Source organism: Mycobacterium sp. AT1 (assembly GCF_002043095.1).
Taxonomy (GTDB): domain Bacteria; phylum Actinomycetota; class Actinomycetes; order Mycobacteriales; family Mycobacteriaceae; genus Mycobacterium.
This window is the reverse complement of record NZ_MVOC01000022.1, coordinates 53,103-73,824: the sequence shown is the minus strand read 5'-3', so window position 1 is coordinate 73,824 and position 20,722 is coordinate 53,103. Positions and strand designations below refer to the sequence as shown.

Annotated in this window: 10 protein-coding genes; 5 read left to right on the top strand and 5 right to left on the bottom strand. The window is 67.4% G+C overall.

The window, feature by feature from the left end:
- Positions 1-11: 11 nt before the first annotated feature.
- Positions 12-9,251, bottom strand: coding sequence for a type I polyketide synthase (locus tag B1790_RS11095; protein WP_079923262.1), 9,240 nt, complete (start codon positions 9,249-9,251; stop codon positions 12-14).
- 517 nt (positions 9,252-9,768) lie between these two features.
- Complete coding sequence (locus B1790_RS11090; protein WP_255407267.1) at positions 9,769-10,353, bottom strand: glycoside hydrolase domain-containing protein; 585 nt, start codon at positions 10,351-10,353, stop codon at positions 9,769-9,771.
- A gap of 44 nt (positions 10,354-10,397) precedes the next feature.
- Here B1790_RS11090 and B1790_RS11085 point away from each other — a divergent pair, with 44 nt between their 5' ends.
- From B1790_RS11085 to B1790_RS11070, 4 genes are all read left to right on the top strand, one after another.
- Positions 10,398-11,450, top strand: a complete 1,053-nt coding sequence (locus B1790_RS11085; RefSeq protein WP_079923261.1) for an ABC transporter ATP-binding protein — start codon at positions 10,398-10,400, stop codon at positions 11,448-11,450.
- Positions 11,451-11,480: 30 nt separating this feature from the next.
- Positions 11,481-12,674: an ABC transporter substrate-binding protein gene (locus B1790_RS11080; RefSeq protein ID WP_079923260.1), complete on the top strand. Its 1,194-nt coding sequence runs from the start codon at positions 11,481-11,483 to the stop codon at positions 12,672-12,674.
- 83 nt (positions 12,675-12,757) lie between these two features.
- Positions 12,758-13,537, top strand: a complete 780-nt coding sequence (locus B1790_RS11075) for an ABC transporter permease (RefSeq protein WP_079923325.1) — start codon at positions 12,758-12,760, stop codon at positions 13,535-13,537.
- Positions 13,537-14,337: an ABC transporter permease gene (locus B1790_RS11070; protein WP_079923259.1), complete on the top strand. Its 801-nt coding sequence runs from the start codon at positions 13,537-13,539 to the stop codon at positions 14,335-14,337. The genes B1790_RS11075 and B1790_RS11070 overlap by 1 nt, the downstream gene beginning before the upstream one ends.
- A gap of 6 nt (positions 14,338-14,343) precedes the next feature.
- On the opposite strand, the gene B1790_RS11065 is transcribed toward B1790_RS11070, so the two are convergent.
- Positions 14,344-15,021 carry a MerR family transcriptional regulator gene (locus B1790_RS11065; protein ID WP_079923324.1) on the bottom strand — a complete coding sequence of 226 codons (678 nt, stop codon included), beginning with the start codon at positions 15,019-15,021 and terminating at the stop codon, positions 14,344-14,346.
- Between the two features lie 165 nt (positions 15,022-15,186).
- Here B1790_RS11065 and B1790_RS11060 point away from each other — a divergent pair, with 165 nt between their 5' ends.
- Positions 15,187-16,458: a nitrate/nitrite transporter gene (locus B1790_RS11060; protein ID WP_079923258.1), complete on the top strand. Its 1,272-nt coding sequence runs from the start codon at positions 15,187-15,189 to the stop codon at positions 16,456-16,458.
- 8 nt (positions 16,459-16,466) lie between these two features.
- Here the strand turns inward: B1790_RS11060 and B1790_RS11055 are convergent, their stop codons facing one another.
- Together B1790_RS11055 and B1790_RS11050 are read right to left on the bottom strand one after the other, a co-directional pair.
- Positions 16,467-17,669: a low temperature requirement protein A gene (locus tag B1790_RS11055; protein WP_079923257.1), complete on the bottom strand. Its 1,203-nt coding sequence runs from the start codon at positions 17,667-17,669 to the stop codon at positions 16,467-16,469.
- A gap of 148 nt (positions 17,670-17,817) precedes the next feature.
- Entirely contained in the window at positions 17,818-20,664 is a 2,847-nt protein-coding gene (locus tag B1790_RS11050) for an RND family transporter (RefSeq protein WP_079923256.1), read from the bottom strand.
- Between the last annotated feature and the right edge of the window lie 58 nt (positions 20,665-20,722).

Here is a 20,722-nt window from a genome sequence, read left to right as displayed (position 1 = left end):
CTTGCAGGGCCTCACTCGCCATACCAACCATCCTTGCCGAGACGCGACGCGGGATCGAGCAACATGTTCGCTTCCTGACGCTTCTCCGGCGAGTCGTGGTTGAAGCGGCGGTCGGCCGGCTTCTCGTACATGGCCGGTCCGCCGGCGATCGCCGACGCCAGCCGCCGCTGACCCTCGAGAACCCGGTTGTTGGCGCGCGCCTTGTAGTCCTCACGCTGCTCGGGGCTCAGCGCAGCCAGGAAGGCCTGCGGGTGAACCAGTGCCACCAGACCCGACACGTGACCGAAGCCCAGGCTGGTGATCAAACCCGCCTTCATCGGGAATTCGTCTCGCATCTCCAAGGTTTCGCGCACCCACACGAAGTGCGAGGCGTGCGCCATTTCCTCGTCGACGCAATCCAGGCTGCGGTTCGGCGGGATGACGCCGTCGCGCAGCATCTGGCACATGCCCATGATCTGGAACGCCGCCGCGCCGCCCTTCGAGTGACCCGTGAGGCTCTTCTGGCTGACGATGAACAGCGGGTTGCCCGGTGAGCGACCCATCGCCCCTGCGAGCCGTTCGTGCAACTCGGTCTCGTTGGGATCGTTTGCCAGAGTGGACGTGTCGTGCTTGGAGATCACCGCGACGTCGTCGGCACTGACCCCGAGCTTCGCCAGCGACTTGACCAGCTCCGACTTCTTGCCGCCGCGGCCTGCGCCGAGAGCGCCAAGTCCCGGTGCCGGGATCGACGTGTGGACGCCGTCGCCGAACGACGACACGTAGCCGACGACCGACAGCACGGGCAGCCCCATCTCCAGGGCGAGATCGCCGCGGGCCAGCAGGATCGTTCCGCCACCCTGGCCCTCGACGAAGCCGAGGCGACGACGGTCGTTGCCGCGCGAGAACTTCGAGTCGCTGATGCCCTTGGCACGCATCGCCTCGGTGTCCGCGGTCGCGGACATGTCGCCGAAGCCGATGATGGCCTCCAGCGTCAGGTCGTCGTAGCCACCCGCGACCACGAACTCCGCCTTGCCGAGCCGGATCTTGTCCACGCCCTCCTCGACGGAGACCGCCGTGGTGGCGCACGCGCCGACGGGGTGGATCATCGCGCCGTAGCTGCCGATGTAGGACTGCACCACGTGGCCTGCCATGACGTTCGGCAGGACCTCCTGCAGGATGTCGTTCGGCTTGTTCTTGCCGAGCAAGTTGCCGTGGTACATCGTCTGCATCGACGTCATGCCGCCCATGCCGGTGCCCTGCGTGCTGGCCACCAGGCTCGGGTGCACCCACCGCATCAACTCGGTCGGGGTGAAGCCGGACGACAGGAACGCGTCGACGGTCGTGACGAGGTTCCACAGCGCCAGCCGGTCGATCGAGTTCACCATGTCCTGGCTGACGCCGTAGACCGTGGGATCGAACCCGGTCGGGATCTGAGCGCCAACGGTCCGCGACAGCTTGACCTTGCGGGGCACCCGAATCTCGGTGCCCGCCTTGCGGGTCACCTGCCAGTCACCGCTGCCGGGGACCGGTGAGATGACGGTGTGCTCCGGGTCGAACCCGACGAACGCGCGGGCATCGGCCTCGGACGACACCGCGAAGGTGAAGTCCTTGTCGAGGAAGACCGAAACCAGCAGCGGCGCAGACAGATCCGCGTCGATGACACCGTCCGGCACGAACTCGCGGATGCCCACCCGCTCGATGACGGCGTCGTGGTAGCGCTCCACCAACTCGCCCTCGTCGATCAGGTCGCCCGAGGCCGTGTCGTACCAGCCCGGCTTCGGATCGTCTTCCCACTTGACCAGACCGGTGGTCCAGGCGAGCTCGAGAACGCCTGCGGCGGAGAGCTCTCCGGACACCTCGGCCTCGAAGCGGGTGCGCGACGAACCGTACGGTCCGAGTTCGGCGCCACCCACGATGACGACCATGTCGGCGGGGTCGACGTCGAGGTCGGCCCACTCCGGCGGCGGCGCTGACGCGTAACCGCGCGGGGGCGACGGAAGAGCCTTGATGGTGCTCGACTCGTCGTCCTCGTCGGAGCGGCTCGCGCTGCTCTCGGCGGCCATGTCCTCACGGGCCTTGGCGGCCAGTTCGCCCATGTCGATGTCGATTTCGCCGAGCCCACCGGTCAGATCCTTGAGGATCGGCTCGCGGGCCGCGGCCACCTTCGACTCGACGTCGCACAGGTCGAGCAGCATGGCGGCCATCTGCTCGGTCGTGTACGTCGTGACGCCTGCCTCTTCGACCGCGCCGACGATGGCGTCGTTGTGACCCATCAGCCCGGTGCCCTTGGTCCACCCAATCAGGGCGTGTGCCAACGACACTCGCTGCGACCAGGAGGTCTCGGCCTTCCAGCGCGTCACCAGTGCGTCCAATGCGGACTTGGCTTCGCCGTAGGCACCGTCGCCACCGAACATGCCGCGGTTCGGCGAACCGGGCAGCACCACGTGCAACCGCGACGCGATGTCGCGCTCGGACCCGATGTGCGAGAGCCCACCGATGAGCCGCTGTACGGCCCACAGCAGAACCTTCATCTCCATCTCCGAACGCGAACCCGCGTCGGAGAGGTCACCGGCGACCCGTGGCGCCGCGAACGGGAACAGCAGCGTCGGGGTCAGGGCGTCCTTGAGGTGGACCGACTTCGGCCCCATGTTCTCCGACTGCTCGCTGCCAATCCAGCTGACGAGCGCGTCGATGTCGGTGTAGGAGGCCATGTTCGCCGGAATCACCCACAGCGTCGCGCCGAAGCGGGCGTTGTCGCGGTAGAGCTCCTTGTAGAAGGACAGCCGATCGTCGTCCAGCTTCGAGGTGGTCGCGATCACCGAGGCGCCGCCGTCGAGCAGCTGCGCCACGATCGACGCCGCGATGGAGCCCTTCGAGGCACCGGTGACGACGGCGATGTCGTCGCTGTAGCGACCGGTTCCCGGGTTTTCCGCACCCGCGGCTGCGCGCCCGTAGAGCGACGCGTGCACGTTGCGGCCCGCGGCCAGCGCCTTGCCCTGCCACCAATTCGCCTGGCTGGCAACGACGTGACCAGCGGCCTCGAAGCGCTCGGAGAGCCGCGACCAGTCCGCGTCGATCTCGTCCTCGCCCTTGAGCCAGAGTCGGGCCAGATCCTCGCGGGCACTCGCCCAGCGATCGTCGAACAGCACCGCCTTGCGGCCGTCGAACGTCGGTGCGACCAAACGTGGCCAGTCCGAACCGAGTTCGGCGGTGACCAGGTCGACGAGCTCTGCGTCGCTGACCGTCTCGTCGGCGTTCACCGGCGCGTCGACGCCCAGCTGACCGAGGATCAGCCTGGCCGCCGAGGCGAGCACGCCGTCCCGGCCGGTGACCTTCTCGGCGAACTCGGTCAGAGCCGCGGAGTCCACGACGCCTCCCCCGGCGCCTCCTGCCGAGGGCAGTGACACCGCGATGCCGCGACGCGCGGCGACGGCCGCGACGGCCGCGTCGACGACCCGGTCCACGGTGGCCGCGTCGGGCAGTGCGCCGTCGTGCAGGTGGCCGAGGTTGCCGCCGCGGACGCTGGTGCCCTCACGGGTGCCGAGGACCAGTTCCATGGTGACGTGCTTGACCCAGCCGTCCCCGAGCTCCCAATCCTTCTTGACGCGTTCGGCGATCGCGGCGGGGCGCTTGCCCGAGGGCCCGAGCACCGTGCGCAGCTGATCGTTGACCGCATCGGAAAGCACTGGGCCAAAGGGCTTGTAGGTACGGGCCAGCTTGGTGACCTGAGCCTTGAGACCGGCGAGGTCGGCTTCGGCCGCCCCGTCGATGGCGCCGAGGTTGAGCTCGGAGCCGAGGTCGACGAGCAGCTGGTTGCGTCGTGAGGACGCACCGTCGGTGATCGACTCGATGGAGTCGAGCGGTTCGATCTGGTCGACGTGCATCTTGGCCGACAGCGCGATCAGCGACAGGGTCGCGTCGTCGGCACCGAACGCGATGTCGTCGGGTCGCGGACCACCGGACGGAGCCGAGGGCGCCGCCGCGGGTGCGGCGGGAGCGGCTGCGGCAGGCGCCGAGTCGGCGGCGGGAGCGGCAGGCGCGGTGTCCTCCTCCAGATCCGGCTCCGGGTCGGTGTCGGTCGCGAACAGGACCGCGGCGTCGCGCTCGGTGTTGAGCACCTCGGTCGTGTTGTGCGAGTACTCCGGCAGCTTCAGCGTGTTGGTGGCCAGGCCGGCAACCGTCGGGGCCGACTTCACGCCGATCTCGACGAAGCGCTCGATGCCGAGACCGCCCGCGGCCTCCTCGATGAACAGGAGGTCCTGGGTCTCGATCCAGCGCACCGGGCTGGCGAATTGCCATGCGAGCAGCTCGATGACGACCTTGCGGCACAGCTCGCGCGGCCGCTCGGTGACCCAGGTGTCGTAGTCGGCGAGGATCTCGTCGAGCGGCTCGGCGGGCACCAGGTCGCGGATCTCCTGGATGAAGTCGCGGTCCATGGTGAAGGGTCGCGGCACCAGGTTCGGGATGTACTTGCCGACGAGCAGCGCGGGGTCCGCGTCGCGCGGCATGACCCGCTCCAGCGAGCGACGGAAGTCGGCGACGCCGACGCGCAACACCTCGGAGTGGAACGGCACGTCGATGCCGGGTACCAGGATGAACGAGCGCTTGCCGCCGGAGATCTCGCGGCGCTTGTCGACCTCTTCCTCGAGGACTTCGAGACCACGGACGGTGCCGGCGATCGCGTACTGCGAACCGCGCAGGTTGAAGTTCACGATCTGCAGGAATTCGCCTGTGCGCTCGGCGATCTCGGCGACCCAGTCGGTGACGTCGTCGTCGTCGAGGTCGATCTGGCTCGGGCGGATCGCGGCCAGCCGGTAGTTCGACCGACCGTTCTCGTCGCGCGGCACGATGTCGTGCATCTTGCTGCCGCGGTGGAAGACCACCTCGAGCAGCGCCTCGAGCGGGTACACGCCGGACACGCAGGCCAGCGCGGTGTACTCACCGACGGAGTGACCGCACGCGATGGCACCCTCGACGAACGCACCCTGCTCACGCATCTCCGCAACCTGCGCCGCGGCGACGGTGGCCATGGCCACCTGGGTGAACTGCGTCAGGTAGAGCACGCCCTCGGGGTGGTGGTAGTGCACACCGCTGGCGATCAGGCTGGTCGGGTTGTCCCGCACCACGTGCAGCACCGAGAAGCCCAGCGTCTCGCGGGTGAACTTGTCGGCGATGTCCCACACCTTGCGGGCGGCCTTGGACCGGGCCCTGACCTCCATGCCCATGCCCTTGGACTGGATGCCCTGGCCGGGGAAGGCGTAGACCGTCTTCGGCGCGGCCAACTGGGCCGTCGCCGACATCACCAGGTCGGTGCCGACCTTCGCGGTGACCTCGATGATCTCGGCGCCGCGGTCGATGCCGACCCGGTCGACCCGGAAGTCGATCTCGTCGCCGGGCATGACCATGCCGAGGAAGCGCGAGGTCCAGCCGACCAGACGGGCGGGCGGGGTCGCCCGGCCGTCGGTGGCGGTGACGACGTGCTGCGCGGCGGCCGAGAGCCACATTCCGTGCACGATGGGTGATTTCAGCCCGGCGAGCAGCGCGGCGGCGCGGTCGGTGTGAATCGGGTTGTGGTCTCCGGAGACCACGGCGAACGCACTCATGTCCGTCGGCGCGGTGACGGTCACGTCACGACGGCGGCGACGCGGGGTGTCGGTCGCGTTGTCGGTGATGGCACCACCGGCCTGGGCCGGATCGGTCAGCGCAACGGCACCGGTGCGGCCGCGGATCGCGAAACGCTCTTCGAGCGTGGCGAGTTCGGTTCCCTCTGCGTCGCGAATCGTCACCGACACCGGGACGACGCGACCGACCTCGGTGTCCACCGCAGCGGAAGCCGTTGCGGTGACGGTCAATTCGCTCTTCGACGTCGGCATGGGCGCCAGCAGGTGCGCCGCGTGGTCGAGGTGCACCAGGCTGAGCAGACCCTCGACGACCGGGAAACCGGTCTCGGTGACCGCAGCGCCGATGACGGAGAACACGGCAGGCCAGCAGCGGCCGACGAGCGCGTCGGGCACCAACGTCAGGCCGGGCGCCAGCGGGGCGCCGAACGTGGCGGTCACACCGGTGTGGTCGGCGACCTCCTCGGGATCCCAGGAGACGGTGACCGTGGTGCTGTCGTCGACGACGACCGGCAGGGTGTCGACGCCGTCGACGCCGGCGGCGATCGCCAGCACGGCGCGCATGGCGGCCGAGGCGTCGTCGGTCGTGACGACGGGCATGCCACCGTCGACCGTGGTGGTCGGCAGGGTGAAGCGGATGGTGATCCAGATGTCGGACAGCGGCACGCTCAACACGACGTGCTCACCGCTGAGCTCGAGGCGCGAGCCGGTCGACGCGTGCGTCGCGGCCCGATTCTCGTTGACCTGCCACTCATTTGGCGCACCGATGCGGTGCACCGGGTTGATCGCGGCGCGACCTGCCCACAGGACGTCGGGCGAGTCGAGGACCACGGCGAGCGGACCGGTCACGTCGGCGCGAGCCTGACGGCGGGACACGACGGACGTCGGCTCCGCACCGGAGGCGAGCACCTCGTCGACCGAGGCCTTCTCGAACCGGTCGAGCAAGTCGCCGACGGGCTCGTCGACGCGGGTGATGCCCAAGACGGCTTCGGTGCCGGGGATGACGCACACCTGGTCGGCGGAGTACCGCGCGTCGTGCGCCTGCCACAGCGAGTCGCTGCGCCACCAGCGCCGGACGTCCTTGTCGATGACCGGCACGAAGTTGACGGGCTTGCCAAGCGTCTTGCAGAGGGTGATGAAGAAAGGCACGTCGGCGGGATGCAGCTTGACGTCTTCGGCGTCGGGGTACCGCGCCAGCAGCGAGGTCAGGGCGCGCTCCGGATCCTCAAGCAGCGCCTCACCTTCCGCGTCGGCAGTGAAGAGGGTCTCGATCGGACCGGAGTCCAGCGGGTGCAGTCGCGCCTCGGCGCGCTTGAGCATCTCTTCGAACCGGTCGCGCCAGCTGCCGTCGAGCCACGGCGAATCCGGGCGCTTGGTGTCCGCGGTGCTGTCACCGTCGCCGATGGCGAGCTCGACGTAACGTCGCAGCCACTGCAGGTAGGTCATGTCCGCCACGTCACCGAAGTACGGCTTGGCGGTCAGCGCCATCGCGGCGATGATCTCGTCGCGGCGCTCGTCGACGGCGTCTACGTCACCGGCGACGTCGTCGAGCAGACGACCGCAGCGCGACGCCGCGTTGTCGATCTCGTGGATGTCGGCACCGAGCTGGCTGCGCCCGGATGCCATGCCGCCCTGCGCCTTTCCGGCGCCGACCCACTGCTCGGTTCCGGTGGTGTCGACCAGCAGCTGCTTGACCGCAGGCGAGGTGGTGGCCTCCAGCGTGGCCATCGTGGCGGTGCCGACGAGGATGCCGTCGACCGGCATGATCGGGAAGCCGTAGGCCGCCGACCACTCACCGGACAGGTACTGCGCGGCCCGCTCGGGCGTGCCGATGCCGCCACCGACGCACAGCGTGATGTTGGACAGCTTGCGGAGGTCTCCGTAAGTGGAGATCAGCAGGTCGTCGAGGTCCTCCCACGAGTGGTGACCACCCGCGCGGCCGCCCTCGACGTGGACGATGACCTCACGGTCGGGGACCTCGGCGGCAATCTTGATGACCGACTTGATCTGCTCGACGGTGCCCGGCTTGAAGCACACGTAGGCGAGGCCGACCTCGTTGAGCTCCTCGATGATGGCGACGGCCTCGTCGAGTTCGGGGATGCCTGCACTGACGACCACGCCGTCGAAGGGGGCGCCGGACTGACGGGCCTTCTGCACCAGGCGCTTGCCGCCCACCTGCAGCTTCCACAGGTACGGGTCGAGGAACAAGGTGTTGAACTGGACGGCGCGACCCGGCTCGAGGAGCTCGGTGAGCTCGGCGACCCGCCTGTCGAAGATGGGTTCGGTGACCTGGCCGCCACCGGCCAGCTCCGCCCAGTGACCGGCGTTGGCCGCCGCGGCGACGATCTTGGCGTCGACCGTGGTCGGTGTCATGCCGGCAAGGAGCATCGGCGAGCGACCCGTGAGCCTGGTGAACTTGGTGGAGAGCTTGACCGAGCCGTCCGGCAGCGAGATGACCGACGGCGCATAGCTCGACCACGCCGGGACGACTTCGGGGGCGGCCCCGACGGTGAACAGGTTGCGCTGGCCGGCCCTGGTGGCCGCGGGCACGATGCCGACGCCGAGGCCGCGGATGACCGGCGCGGTGACGCGGGTGATGGTGTCGCTGGGACCGAGGTCGACGATCCAGCGGGCGCCGGAGTCGTGCAGGCGCTCGACCTCGTCGACCCAGTCGAACGGGTCGGTGAAGATCGCCTTGGCGAAGTGGTGCAGCAGTTCGGAGTCGATGGCGAGCTTCTCGCCCCAGCCGTCGACGACGTCGATTGCGTCGGCCAGCCGCGGGGTGTGGAAGCCGACCTCGACCTGGATGCCGTGGAAGACGGGGCTGAAGACCGCGCCGCCGCGGAGCTTGTTCTTGCGCTCCGCCTCTTCCTTCTCGGTGATCTTGCTGCAGTACAGCTCGAAGCGGGACAGCTGTTCGGGGGTGCCGGTGATGACGACCGAGCGCCTGCCGTTGCGGATGGACAGCACGGGCGGCAGCACGGTGCGAACGTCGGTGGAGAACTCCTCGAGGAGCTCGGCGATGCGGGCGGGGTCGACGTTGGTGACCGACACCATCGGCGACTTGTCGCCACGGCCGACCATGCCGCGCCGGCGTGAGACCAGGGAGCCGGCCGCACCGATCAGCTGGAGCATGGCGAGCAGTTCGGCGTCGCGGGTGCCCTTGGCCTTGAGCGCCTCGCACGCGACGATGCCCTGACTGTGTCCGGCCGTCGCCACGGGCGGCGTGCCGTACAGGTCGAGGCCCTGGCGCATCGAGGCGCGGATGGCGGCCAGCTGGGTCAGCAGGATGCCGGGACCGGAGATCGCGGCGGTGGTCAGCTGCTTGGCCGTCGGCAGCGGCTCGTCGGCGGCCAACGCGCGTACCCACTGCATCGGCTCGAAGCCGATCGGACGGACGACGACGAGTTCACGGGCGACGGGCTGCAGCAGCAGCGCGGCCTCTCCGATGACCTCGCTCAGCTCGGACTCGATGCCGGCGGAGCTGATCAGTTCCTCGAGGTTCTCGAGCCAGTTGCCACCCTGTCCACCGAAGGCGACGGCGTACGGTTCACCCGCGTTGAGGAGGTCGACGAGCGCGTGCGCGCCGGAGGACGTCGTGGCCGAACCACCCGTGCGTCCGGTGGTAACCCTGTCGTGTTCGTTGATCGTCACGTCTTGCCATCTCCTCGGTGCGCTTTCGCGCGTATCGCTTCTTTACGTCTGCACGTCTACGGTGTGCGTCTACTGCGTCCTCGGCGGTGAGGCCCCGCGCCCGGCGGGTTCCGCGGTCCTGTGCCCGGGGATCGATCCGGGCGGGCTCAAGTCACTTCTGGGCGGCCGTGGCGCACAGGCCAGCCGTACTAAGAGTGTCATAAGAGCTAGGCCCATTTTCGGCCCCTAAATGGTTACTGGCGAGTTCTACGCACGGGTAACCACGAGTTGGATATCACGGGGCTGCACGCGCCCAAGCCGCTCACGGGACAAACGTCCTGCATGCAGGTGGTTACGGTCCAGTAGCTACAACAGTGCAGATCAAAGCAGTATTGTTACCGAATCGTTATGTCGAAATTCGGCGCGCATGCGCTGCCGACGACATCGCCGGCAAAGTCGACACCGACACCCTCGTTGTCCACCGGCGAACGATCGATCTCCGAAAGAGTTAGCTGGAAAAACTTACCGATGGGTAACGTTAGTCCCACTGTCCGAAGCGTGGCTTCAGCACGTGGTTGAGATCCACGCCGACGCCACCCACGCTTCGCGCGTCGATCTCCACCCGATGCAAGTGCGCTGCGGGGTGGGTGAACCCTTCGGCGAACCCCGGTGGTGTTGCCAGAAGTAGGCACCCAGACCGTCCTGCAAGGCCCAGTCGACGGTCTTGGAGTTGGCGTAGACCCCACGCGTTGGTGGCCCAGCACCGCCTCCCACCCGCGCAGATAGGGGCCACCAGCTGTTTGTACTGCTCAGGGGTGGGGTCGTCGTCGATCGAGGCATGGATCAGGGCCGCGTGGAACCCGCCCGCCGCGACCTGTAGTTGCCAGCCCCGCTTGGCGTGCTGGACCCCCGAGGCCTGCCCGCCCAGCCAGTCGGCGGTGTCCGCCTTGTCGAACCGATGGCAGGAGAGGCTTTTCAGGCCGCCCTGGTATAAGTCCCTGGCCTCGGGTAGCTGGATGGGCTTGCCAAGCATCCACGCCCCACCGGGACGACGCCATCGCTGAAACGATCGGCTGTGGCGACGAAATGCGTCGGCCAGACGGCCGTCTTCCACGAAGTCCATACGTTGCGCTGCGGCCGAAGAGACCAATCCATACGATTCAGCCCATGCCATCTGGCCCCGGCGAACCTCAGATCGAACTCACCGGCGTTCGCAAGGTGTTCGGCGACTCGATCGTGGCCGTCGCAGGCGCCGACCTGACCGTCGACGACGGCGAACTGTTCGCCATCCTCGGCCCGTCCGGCTCGGGCAAGACCACGGTGCTCCGGATGATCGCCGGCTTCGAACAGCCCACGGCAGGCACCATCAAGCTCGGCGGCGTCGACGTGACGGCCTTGCCCGCCCGGCGGCGCGACGTCAACACCGTCTTCCAGGAGTACGCCCTCTTTCCCCACATGAGCGTGGCACAGAACGTCGAGTACGGGATGCGGGTCCGCGGCGTGCCCAAGGGCGAGCGACGCTCCAGGGCGGCCGACGCGCTCGAGATGGTGCGGCTCGCCGACTACGGACCGCGCAAGCCCGCGCAGCTCTCCGGCGGCCAACGCCAACGCGTCGCATTGGCCCGCGCGCTGGTCGGGCGCCCGAAGGTGCTGCTCCTCGACGAGCCGCTCGGCGCCCTGGACCTCAAGCTCCGTGAGCAGATGCAGGTGGAGCTCAAGGCAATTCAACGCGAGGTCGGCATCACCTTCGTCATCGTGACGCACGACCAAGACGAGGCTCTGACACTGTGCGACCGACTCGCGGTGTTCAACGACGGACGCATCGAGCAGATCGGCAAGGCACGCGACGTCTACGAAAACCCGGTCAACCGGTTCGTCGCCGACTTCGTGGGCACCTCCAACGTGCTCGACGGCGACGCCGCGGAGGCGCTCGTCGGCAGGCGCGGCCTGTTCGCCGTCCGACCCGAGCGCATCGCGGTCCTGCCGACGGGAGCACCTCCGACGCCCGGCAGCCGCACCGTCGACGCCACCGTCGCCGAGGTCATCTACGCCGGACCAACGACCCGGGTGGCGGCCGTGGCCCAGGTCGGCGGCCAGCCCGGCGTCACACTCACCGCGACCGTCCTCAACGCCGCAGCCTCACTGCCCGAGGACCTCGGCCACGGCACCCAGATCACCCTCGCCTGGGCCGACGGCGCCGTCCACGATCTCTCCACCTGAAGCACACCAACGGAAAACTCGAGGAGACACATGAAACTCACCGCGTTGCGGATCGGCTTCACCCTTGCCGCATGCGCCACCCTCGTCGCCGGCTGCTCGAGCTCGCCGTCCGGTGGTGGAGACGCCGGGACCGCACCGCCCAAGATGGAAGCACCTGGCTCCCTTGGCAACGGCGAGGGCCAGCTCAACCTGATCGCCTGGGCCGGCTACGCCGAGAACGGTTCCAACGACAAGACGGTCGACTGGGTGACCCCGTTCGAGCAGGAGTCCGGTTGCAAGGTCAACGTCAAGGTCGGCAACACCTCGGACGAGATGGTGCAGCTGATGCGGACCGGTCAGTACGACGGCGTGTCCGCCTCGGGTGACGCCACGCTGCGCCTGATCTACGCCGGTGACGTCGCACCCGTGAACACCGCGCTGGTGCCGAACTACTCGACCATCTCGGCCTTCCTCAAGGACAAGCCGTGGAACTCGGTCGACGGTCAGATGTACGGCATTCCGCACGGCTGGGGCGCAAACCTGTTGATGTACAACGTCGGTGTCGTCACCGATGCCCCCGACTCGTGGGGGGCGGTGTTCACCGACTCGGACAAGTACAAGGGCAAGGTGACCGCCTACGACTCGCCGATCTACATCGCCGACGCGGCGCTGTACCTGATGAAGACCAAGCCGGAACTCGGCATCAAGGATCCCTACTCGCTGACCACCGAACAGCTCGACGCCGCGGTCGACCTGCTGACCAAACAGCGCGAGAACGTCAGCGAATACTGGTCGGACTACACCAAGGAAGTGCAGGCCTTCGAGTCGGGCACGTCGGTGATCGGCACCACGTGGCAGGTCATCGCCAACACCATCGGGGCCGAGAACAAGGTGCAGGTGAACACCGTGCTGCCCAAGGAGGGCGCCACCGGCTGGTCGGACACCTGGATGGTCGCCTCGAAGGCCGCGCACCCCAACTGCATGTACAAGTGGATGGACTGGATCACCTCACCCAAGGTGAACGCCCAGGTAGCCGAGTACTTCGGTGAGGCGCCTGCGCAGACCAAGGCGTGCGAGTTCACCTCGGAGAAGGACTTCTGCGACATCTACCACGCCACCGACGAGGCCTACGCGTCCCAACTGCACTACTGGACGACGCCGCAGAAGCAGTGCGTCGACGGTAGCGGCGACAACTGCACGGCCTACGACGAGTGGGTCAGCAAGTGGCAGCAGATCAAGGGGTGACGGCTGCGGCAACCGAAACCCCGGCACCTCGGGGGCAGCTCCGGCACAGTAGGTTGAGTTTGGCCTTCCTGCTGGTGCCGCCCATGGCGTGGCTGGTGGTGGCGTACCTCGGTTCGCTTGCGGTGCTCCTGGTTTCGGCCTTCTGGACCACCAACTCGTTCACCGGCGCTGTGGTGCACACCGTCACGGGTGACAACGTCATCCGCGCGGTGACCGACGAGGTCTTCCGCACCGTGACCGTCCGCACCGTCGGGGTGGCGCTGCTGGTGACCGTGCTCTGCGCGGTACTCGCGGTGCCACTGGGTCTGTACATGGCCAAGATCGCCTCGCCGCGAACGAGACTCGCGTTGGTGGTGGCGGTGACGACGCCGCTGTGGGCCAGCTACCTCGTCAAGGCGTACGCCTGGCGCGTGATGCTGTCCCCCGACGGTCCGATGTCATGGGCCACCGGCTACACCCCCGGTTACGGTCTCGTCGCCACCGTCATCACGCTGACCTATCTCTGGTTGCCCTACATGATCATCCCGGTGTTCGCGGCGTTCGAACGCGTCCCGAACCACCTCGTCGACGCGAGCTCGGATCTGGGCGCCTCGGACCTCTCGACCCTCCGAATGGTCGTCGCGCCGTTGGTCTTCCCCGGCATCGCCGCCGGATCGATCTTCACGTTCTCGCTGTCCCTCGGCGACTACATCGCCGTCACCATCGTCGGCGGAAAGACGCAGATGCTCGGCAACATCATCTACGGGCAGCTCGTCACGGCCAACAACCAGCCGTTGGCCGCGGCGCTGTCGATCATCCCGCTCGCCGCGGTGATTTTGTATCTGCTCGCCATGCGACGCACCGGCGCCCTGGAGAACGTCTGATGTTGTCGGGTGGGGCTCGCGCGGCGGTCCGGACGTGGACCGTACTGGTGTTGGTATTCCTCTACGCACCACTGCTTCTCGTCGTCGTCAACGCGTTCAACGCGTCACGCACCTTCGCGTTCCCGCCGAGCGGCTTCACCCTGCGCTGGTGGGCCGACGCCTGGAACAGCGACGGCATGTGGACGTCACTGGCCAATTCCGTCGTCGTCGGACTCGGCGCCACGGCGGTCGCGCTGGTGCTGGGCACCATGATCGCCTTCGCCGTTCAACGGCATCAGTTCTTCGGCCGCAACACGATCAGCTTCCTCGTCGTGCTTCCGATCACGTTGCCCGGCATCGTCACCGGCATTGCGCTCAACGCCACGTTCACCTCCGCGCTCGGGGTGACACTGGGCCTGGCCACGGTCATCGTCGGCCACGCCACCTTCTGCATCGTCATCGTGTTCAACAACACCCAGGCCCGATTGCGCCGGCTCGGAACCGATCTCGAGGACGCCTCGGCCGATCTCGGGGCGTCGTCGTGGCAGACGTTCCGCTTCGTGACGTTCCCGATGATGCGCGGGGCACTCGTCGCGGGCGCGATTCTGGCCTTCGCGCTCAGTTTCGACGAGATCGTGGTGACCACCTTCACGGCAGGGCCCGCCGTCCAGACGCTTCCGATCTGGATCTTCGGGAACCTGTTCCGCCCCAACCAGGCACCGGTGATCAACGTCGTCGCGGCGGCCCTCACCGTGCTGGCCGTCATCCCGGTGTGGCTGGCCCAGCGTTTCGGCGGCGACCCGGCCACCACCAGGGTGTGACGGGGTTCAGCTCGTCTCGGCGCCCGTCAGGTACCGCTGCAGGGCGTTCTCGAGCCGGTCGGTGACGACCCGTCGCCCCAACGTCTGGTAGTCGGTGGCGACGCGGCGCTGCTCGTCGCCACCGCCGCGCGGCCTCACCCGGCCGGCGTCGCCGTCGAGCAGGCTCTGTTCCAGCGACTCCACCACCGACTTCGCCAGCTGGTCGAGCTGATCGGAGACACCGTCGGCCACCCGCAGAATGGCCTGCACGTACCGCAGCTGCTCCTCGGCGCCCACGACGACCTTGGCGATGCTCGGGTCGACCAACGTCAGCCGCCCGTCCACGACCTCGGCCAGCCCGTAGTACACCAGCCGCTGCGCCTCGTCCCCGTCGACGTCGATGTCGACGGCGGCCGTCGGCGTCGGACCGGACGGACCGAAGACCGCCTGCTGCAACCCGAGGATGTCCGCCAGATCGTGCCCCTGCCGCATGCTGGAGAGGAACTCCGCGATGTGCGCCGAGGTGTACCCCTTGCGCAACAGCTCGTTGATGGTCCCCAGCTGAGTCAGATGACGGTCGTCGTAGTACGCCGAGCGGCCCTCCCGACGAGGCGGGTCGAGCAGACCTCGCTCGCGATAGGCCCGAATGTTGCGGACGCTGACTCCCGAGAGTTCGGACAGCTCGCCGAGCCGATACTCAACCACGCGGAACATCCCCCAAGCTGCCGGTCAAAGCCATGATCACCACGTGCACACGACGGAACATGGCACTACTGTAGACCCTCTCAGAAGTTTGCGAGAATTGCACGCCGATGTCATATTTTGATTTCGATTGGCCACCGGGTGCGTCAGTGCGCAACGATTGGCCGAGTGCGTGCATGGATGGTGTGGGCGACCGGCCTGCTGGCCTACGTCGTCGCCGTACTCGACCGCACGACGCTAGGGGTTTCCGGCCTGGCCGCGGCTGATCGGTTCGACGCCAGCCCCAGCCTCCTCTCGACGTTCGTCGTCCTCCAGGTCGTCGTCTATGCCGGCGCCCAGGTGCCTGCCGGGATCCTGCTCGACCGCTACGGCTCGCGGGCGCTGATCGTTGCGGGGGCGGCGCTCATGGCAAGCGGCCAGCTGCTGCTGGCGCTCACCGAGTCACTGCCACTGGCCATCAGCGCCAGGGCCGTCGTCGGACTCGGCGACGCCTTGACCTTCATTTCCGTGTTGCGTCTGGTGCCGCGCTGGTTCGAGCCCCGACGCGTGCCGTTGCTGACCCAACTCACTGGTATCTGCGGCCAGTTGGGCCAGGTGCTCTCGGCACTGCCCTTCCTGGCCCTGCTCACCGGGACCACGTGGGCGACCGCGTATGTCTCGGTGGCGGCGTTCGGAGTGCTCGCAATGGTGCTGGCGCTGGCCCTGGTGAAGGACACGCCGCACGGGCGCGTCGTGGCCGCCGAGAATCTCTCGGTGGGCGCCGTGCTGTCGAGCGTGAAGACCGTCTGGCTACGCCCCGGCACCCGGCTCGGGTTCTTCACGCACATGGGCACTCAGTTCTCCGTGACGGTGTTCTGCCTGATGTGGGGCGTCCCGTACCTGACGGTCGCCCAGGGGCAGTCCGCGCACATGGCCGGGGCGCTGTTGACGATCTCCGTCCTCGCCGCCATCTGTGCCGGCATTCTCATCGGCATCCTCACCGGCCGGTATCCGCACCGGCGGTCGTGGATCGTGCTGGCGATCATCGGCAGCAACGCACTGGTGTGGACGGTCGTCCTGGCGCTCCCCGGCCAAGCTCCCCTGTGGCTGCTGGTCGTCCTCGTCGTCGTGATCTCGGCGGGCGGCCCCGGCTCGATGGTCGGGTTCGACTTCGCAAGAACGTTCAATCCCAGTGCCACCCTCGGCACCGCGCAAGGCATGGTGAACATGGGCGGCTTCATCGCCTCCCTGTTGGTGATGCAGGCGATGGGAATTTTGCTCGGGGCGGCGGGCGGCTACTCGTTCGACTCGTTCCGCCAGGCGTGGACCGTGCAGTACGCGGTGTGGCTGCTCGCCGTGGTCGGCATCCTGATCACCAGGCGGAAGACCCGACGACTGCTGGCGGCCGATCAGGAACGCTCGCTGCTCGAGTCGTTCGAGGTGGACGCCACCGAGCGGTAGCGCCCTGCCTACGCGTCCCTGTCCAGCGCAGCCGACATGTGCCGGTGCCCGATGATTTCGAACCCGACGACGCTGACCACCGGTGCGAGCGTGACGATCAGGAGGCATGACGTCATCGGAACGCCGGCCGACGCCGCCACCACCGCGGCCACGAGCGCGCCGATGGTCAGCACCAGCAGCACGACGTGCAGTACGTCCCACGTCCGGACCATGCGTAGGTAGAGCAGGTAGACCAGCCCGACGTAGACGCCGACGGGAACGGCGACCGACAGCACCGTGCCCGTCGACCCGAGGGTGGACTGCTCCTCCACGTAGTAGGCGGCGGTGTGCAGGCCGGCGCCGGTGGCCACGATCGCCCCGAACACCGCGATGTGGAGGTAGCCGAACCAGAAGGACCGTTCGCGGTGACGGTGCAGCAGGTCGGCGGTGGGCACCGAGAAGTAGATCCACCACATCCCGAACGTCAGCCCGGTGCCCGCGATGGCGAGGATGGCGGCGTCCGGCGTCCACCCGTGTTCGCCGACGACCGCCGTCAGCGACGCGACGGTGCCGACCACGCCCTCACCGAGGGCGATGATGGCCAGCAGTCCGTACCGTTCCGCGATGTGGTGGGCATGCCACGGCGTCCCGCCGCGGCGCGACTCAGCAAGCCACGGGCCGATCATCTCCGCAAATGCCAAGAGCGCGAACACGACTAGCCCGAACGTCACCGACAGCGGCAGGAAGATCGAGGCGATCCACCCGACCTGGACGACGGTGATCACCGTGACGTAGGTGAGGCTGGCCGGCTTGCGCGCGGGATCCTGGCGCGCCGCACGCAGCCACTGGGCCACCATCGCCACGCGCATCACGACATAACCGGCGACGATCAAGGCGTTGTCGAGATGGCCCCCGTGCTCGATCGACGCGTAGAACGGCGGAATGCCGAGCGCCAGGACGAGCACGCCGACCATCTGCACCATGGTCAGAAGCCGGTACACCCAGTCGTCGGTGTCGTAAGCCGAGGCAAACCAGGTGAAGTTGATCCACGCCCAGCACGTGGCGAACGTCGCGAAGATGAACCCCGTGAAGCCGACGCCGACGTGACCGGCGGCGAGTGCGTGCGAAAACCCGGACGCCGCAACGCCGAACGCGATGACGAACGTCAGGTCGAACAGCAGTTCCAGCGGGGTGGCGACGCGATGCCGCTCGTGCGGGTCACGGCCCGCCATCCGTCGGACGCGGTGCGCCCGCACTGCTCCTGGGGACGATGTTGGCTCTGGCTCGTTCACCCGACAAGCTCCTTCCGACGGCGGTTGACCGTACCGAAAGTTGGCTGGTGACGCCACGTTCGGGTGCCAAGCCGGGCGAGCCGCGATCTCAGCGGATCTCGGCGGGCTCCGGCGGCGGGGGAACGCGCATGGCCGCCCGTGACCGCACGATCGTCGGCCACCAGAACCACTTGCCCATGAGCGCCGCGATCGCCGGGGTCATGAAGGTGCGCACGATCAGGGTGTCGAACAGCAGCCCGAGTGCGATCGTGGTGCCGACCTGGCCCATCACCCTCAGCTCGCTGAAGGCGAACGTCGCCATCGTCGCGGCGAAGACCAACCCGGCCGACGTCACCACCGAACCGGTGCCCGCCATCGAGCGGATGATGCCGGTCTTCAACCCGCCGTGCAGCTCTTCCTTCATCCGGGACACCAGCAACAGGTTGTAGTCCGAGCCCACCGCGAGTAGCAGGATCACCGACATCGCCAGAACCATCCAGTGCAGCTCGAGCCCGAGGATGTGCTGCCACAGCAGTACCGACAACCCGAACGACGCCCCGAGCGACAGCAGCACCGTTCCCACGATCACCGCAGCGGCCACCAACGCCCTGGTGATCACCAGCATGATGATGAAGATCAGTGTGACGGCTGATATTCCGGCGATCAGCAGGTCGTAGAAGGACCCGTCGCGCATGTCCTTGTAGGTGGCGGCGGTACCGGCCAAATAGATCGAGGAGCCCTCCAACGGCGTGCCCTTGACGGCTTCCTTGGCGGCCTGCTTGATCGCGTCGATGTGGTTGATGCCCTCCACCGTCGCCGGGTCGCCCTCGTGGCTGATGATGAACCGCACCGAATGCCCGTCGGGTGAGATGAAGTTCTTCATCCCCCGCTTGAAGTCCTTGTTCTGGAAGATCTCCGGAGGAAGGTAGAAGGTGTCGTCGTTGCGCGAGGCGTCGAACGCGTCCCCCATCGCCGTGGCGTTCTCCGACATCGCCGACTGCTGGTTCTGGAAGCCCATCTGGACCTGGTAGGTCGTCAGCAGCATCTGCTTGACCGACCGAAGCTGCTCGAGCTGCGGCCGTAGCGTGGCCGCCAGCTGCGGGGTGAGCGCGGCCAGTTTCTGCGTGTCGGTGACCAAGCCACCGATCTGGTCGGTGAGGGAACTGGTGCCGTCGAGCGCGTCGAAGATCCCCCGACCGGTCACGCACAACGGGATGTCATAGCAGTGCGGCTCCCAGTACACGTAGGCCTTGAGGGGCCGGAACATGTCCTGGAAGTTCTCGATGTTGTCGCGAAGCTCACCGACTGTCGCGGCGAGTTCGGTGATCTTCGTCGACATCTCGTTGATGTTGGCCGAGAGCTGGTCCATCAACGACAGCATGTGAGTCAGCGTGTCGATCATCGTCTGCATGTCGTTCGCCTGCTGAAGCATGTTGGCGAACGAATCCTGCTGGTACTTCTCGTTCAGCTTCGACGCCGTGCCCTGCATGCTGATCTGGAACGGGATCGTGCTGTGCTTGATCGGCTTGCCGTCCGGACGGGTGATCGTCTGGACCCGCGAGATGCCAGGTGTGTGGAAGATCGCCTTGGCGATCTTGTCGATGACGATGAAGTCCGCCGACGTGCGAAGGTCGTGATCGCTCTTGATCATCAACAGTTCGGGGTTCATCCTGGCGGCGTTGAAGTGCTTGTCCGCCACGTCGTACCCGACGTTGGCGGGCATGTCGGTCGGCAGGTACCTGCGGTTGTCGTAGCTCGTCTTGTAACTGGGCAGGGCCAGTAGACCGATCAGCGCAAGCGCGATGGTGGCGGCCAGGATCGGGCCAGGCCACCGCACGATCGCGGTGCCGAGGCGTCGCCAGCCGCGTGACCGGATCGCCCGCTTGGGTTCGAAGATGCTGCGGAACCTGCTGCCGATCGTGACGACGGCCGGCCCGAGGGTCAGCGCGGCGACCACGGCGACCAGCGTGCCGACGGCGCACGGCACGCCGAGGCTCTGAAAGTACGGCAGCCGGGTGAAGCTGAGACAGAGCATGGCGCCCGCGATGGTCAGCCCGGACCCCAGCACGACGTGCGCGGTGCCGTGGAACATCGAGTAGTAGGACGACTCGCGGTCCTCGCCGGTCCCCCGCGCTTCCTGGTAGCGGCCGATGAGGAAGATCGCGTAGTCGGTGCCCGCGGCGATGACCATCAGCGTCAGCAGGCTCGTCGCGAAGGTGGACAGCCCGATGATCTCGTAGTAGCCGAGGACGGCGACGATGCCGCGGGCGGCGCCGAGCTCCATGAACACCATGAAGAGCACCAGCAGCATGGTGACCACGGAGCGGTAGACCAGCACCAGCATCAACGCGATCACCACCAGCGTGATGATCGTGACGATGAGGATGCTGGTGTTGCCGGCTTCGGTCTGATCCGACACCAGCGGGGCTCCGCCGGTGACGTACGTCTTGACCCCCGGCGGGGTGGGTGTCTCGGCGACGATCTTCTGGACGGACTTCACCGAGTCGTTGGCCAGCGTCTCGCCCATGTTGCCGTGCAAATACACCTGGACGTAGGCCGAAAGGCCGTCGTTGCTCTGGGCGCCCGAAGCGGTCAGCGGGTCGCCCCAGAAGTCCTGGATGTGCTCGACGTGGGCGGTGTCGGCTTCGAGTTTCTTGATCAGGCCGTCGTAGTAGCGGTGGGCGTCCGCGCCGAGCGGCTTGTCGCCCTCGAGGATGATCATCGCGTTGCTGTCGGAGCTGAATTCCTTGAAGGTCCTGCCGATTTCCTGCATCGCCATCATCGACGGCGCGTCCTTGGCGTTCATCGACACCGTGTGCGCCTCGCCGACCGTCTCCAACGGCGGGACGACGACGTTCGTGATCACCGTCAGGGCCAGCCACCCGAGGACGATCACGGGGGCGAACACTCGGATGAAGCGCGCGATCGGCGACCGGTGCGGACCCGTATCACTCATTCGAGGTCACCGGTCTCCCATGAAGTCGACTGCACGGACGCCATCGGCCACGATCGGC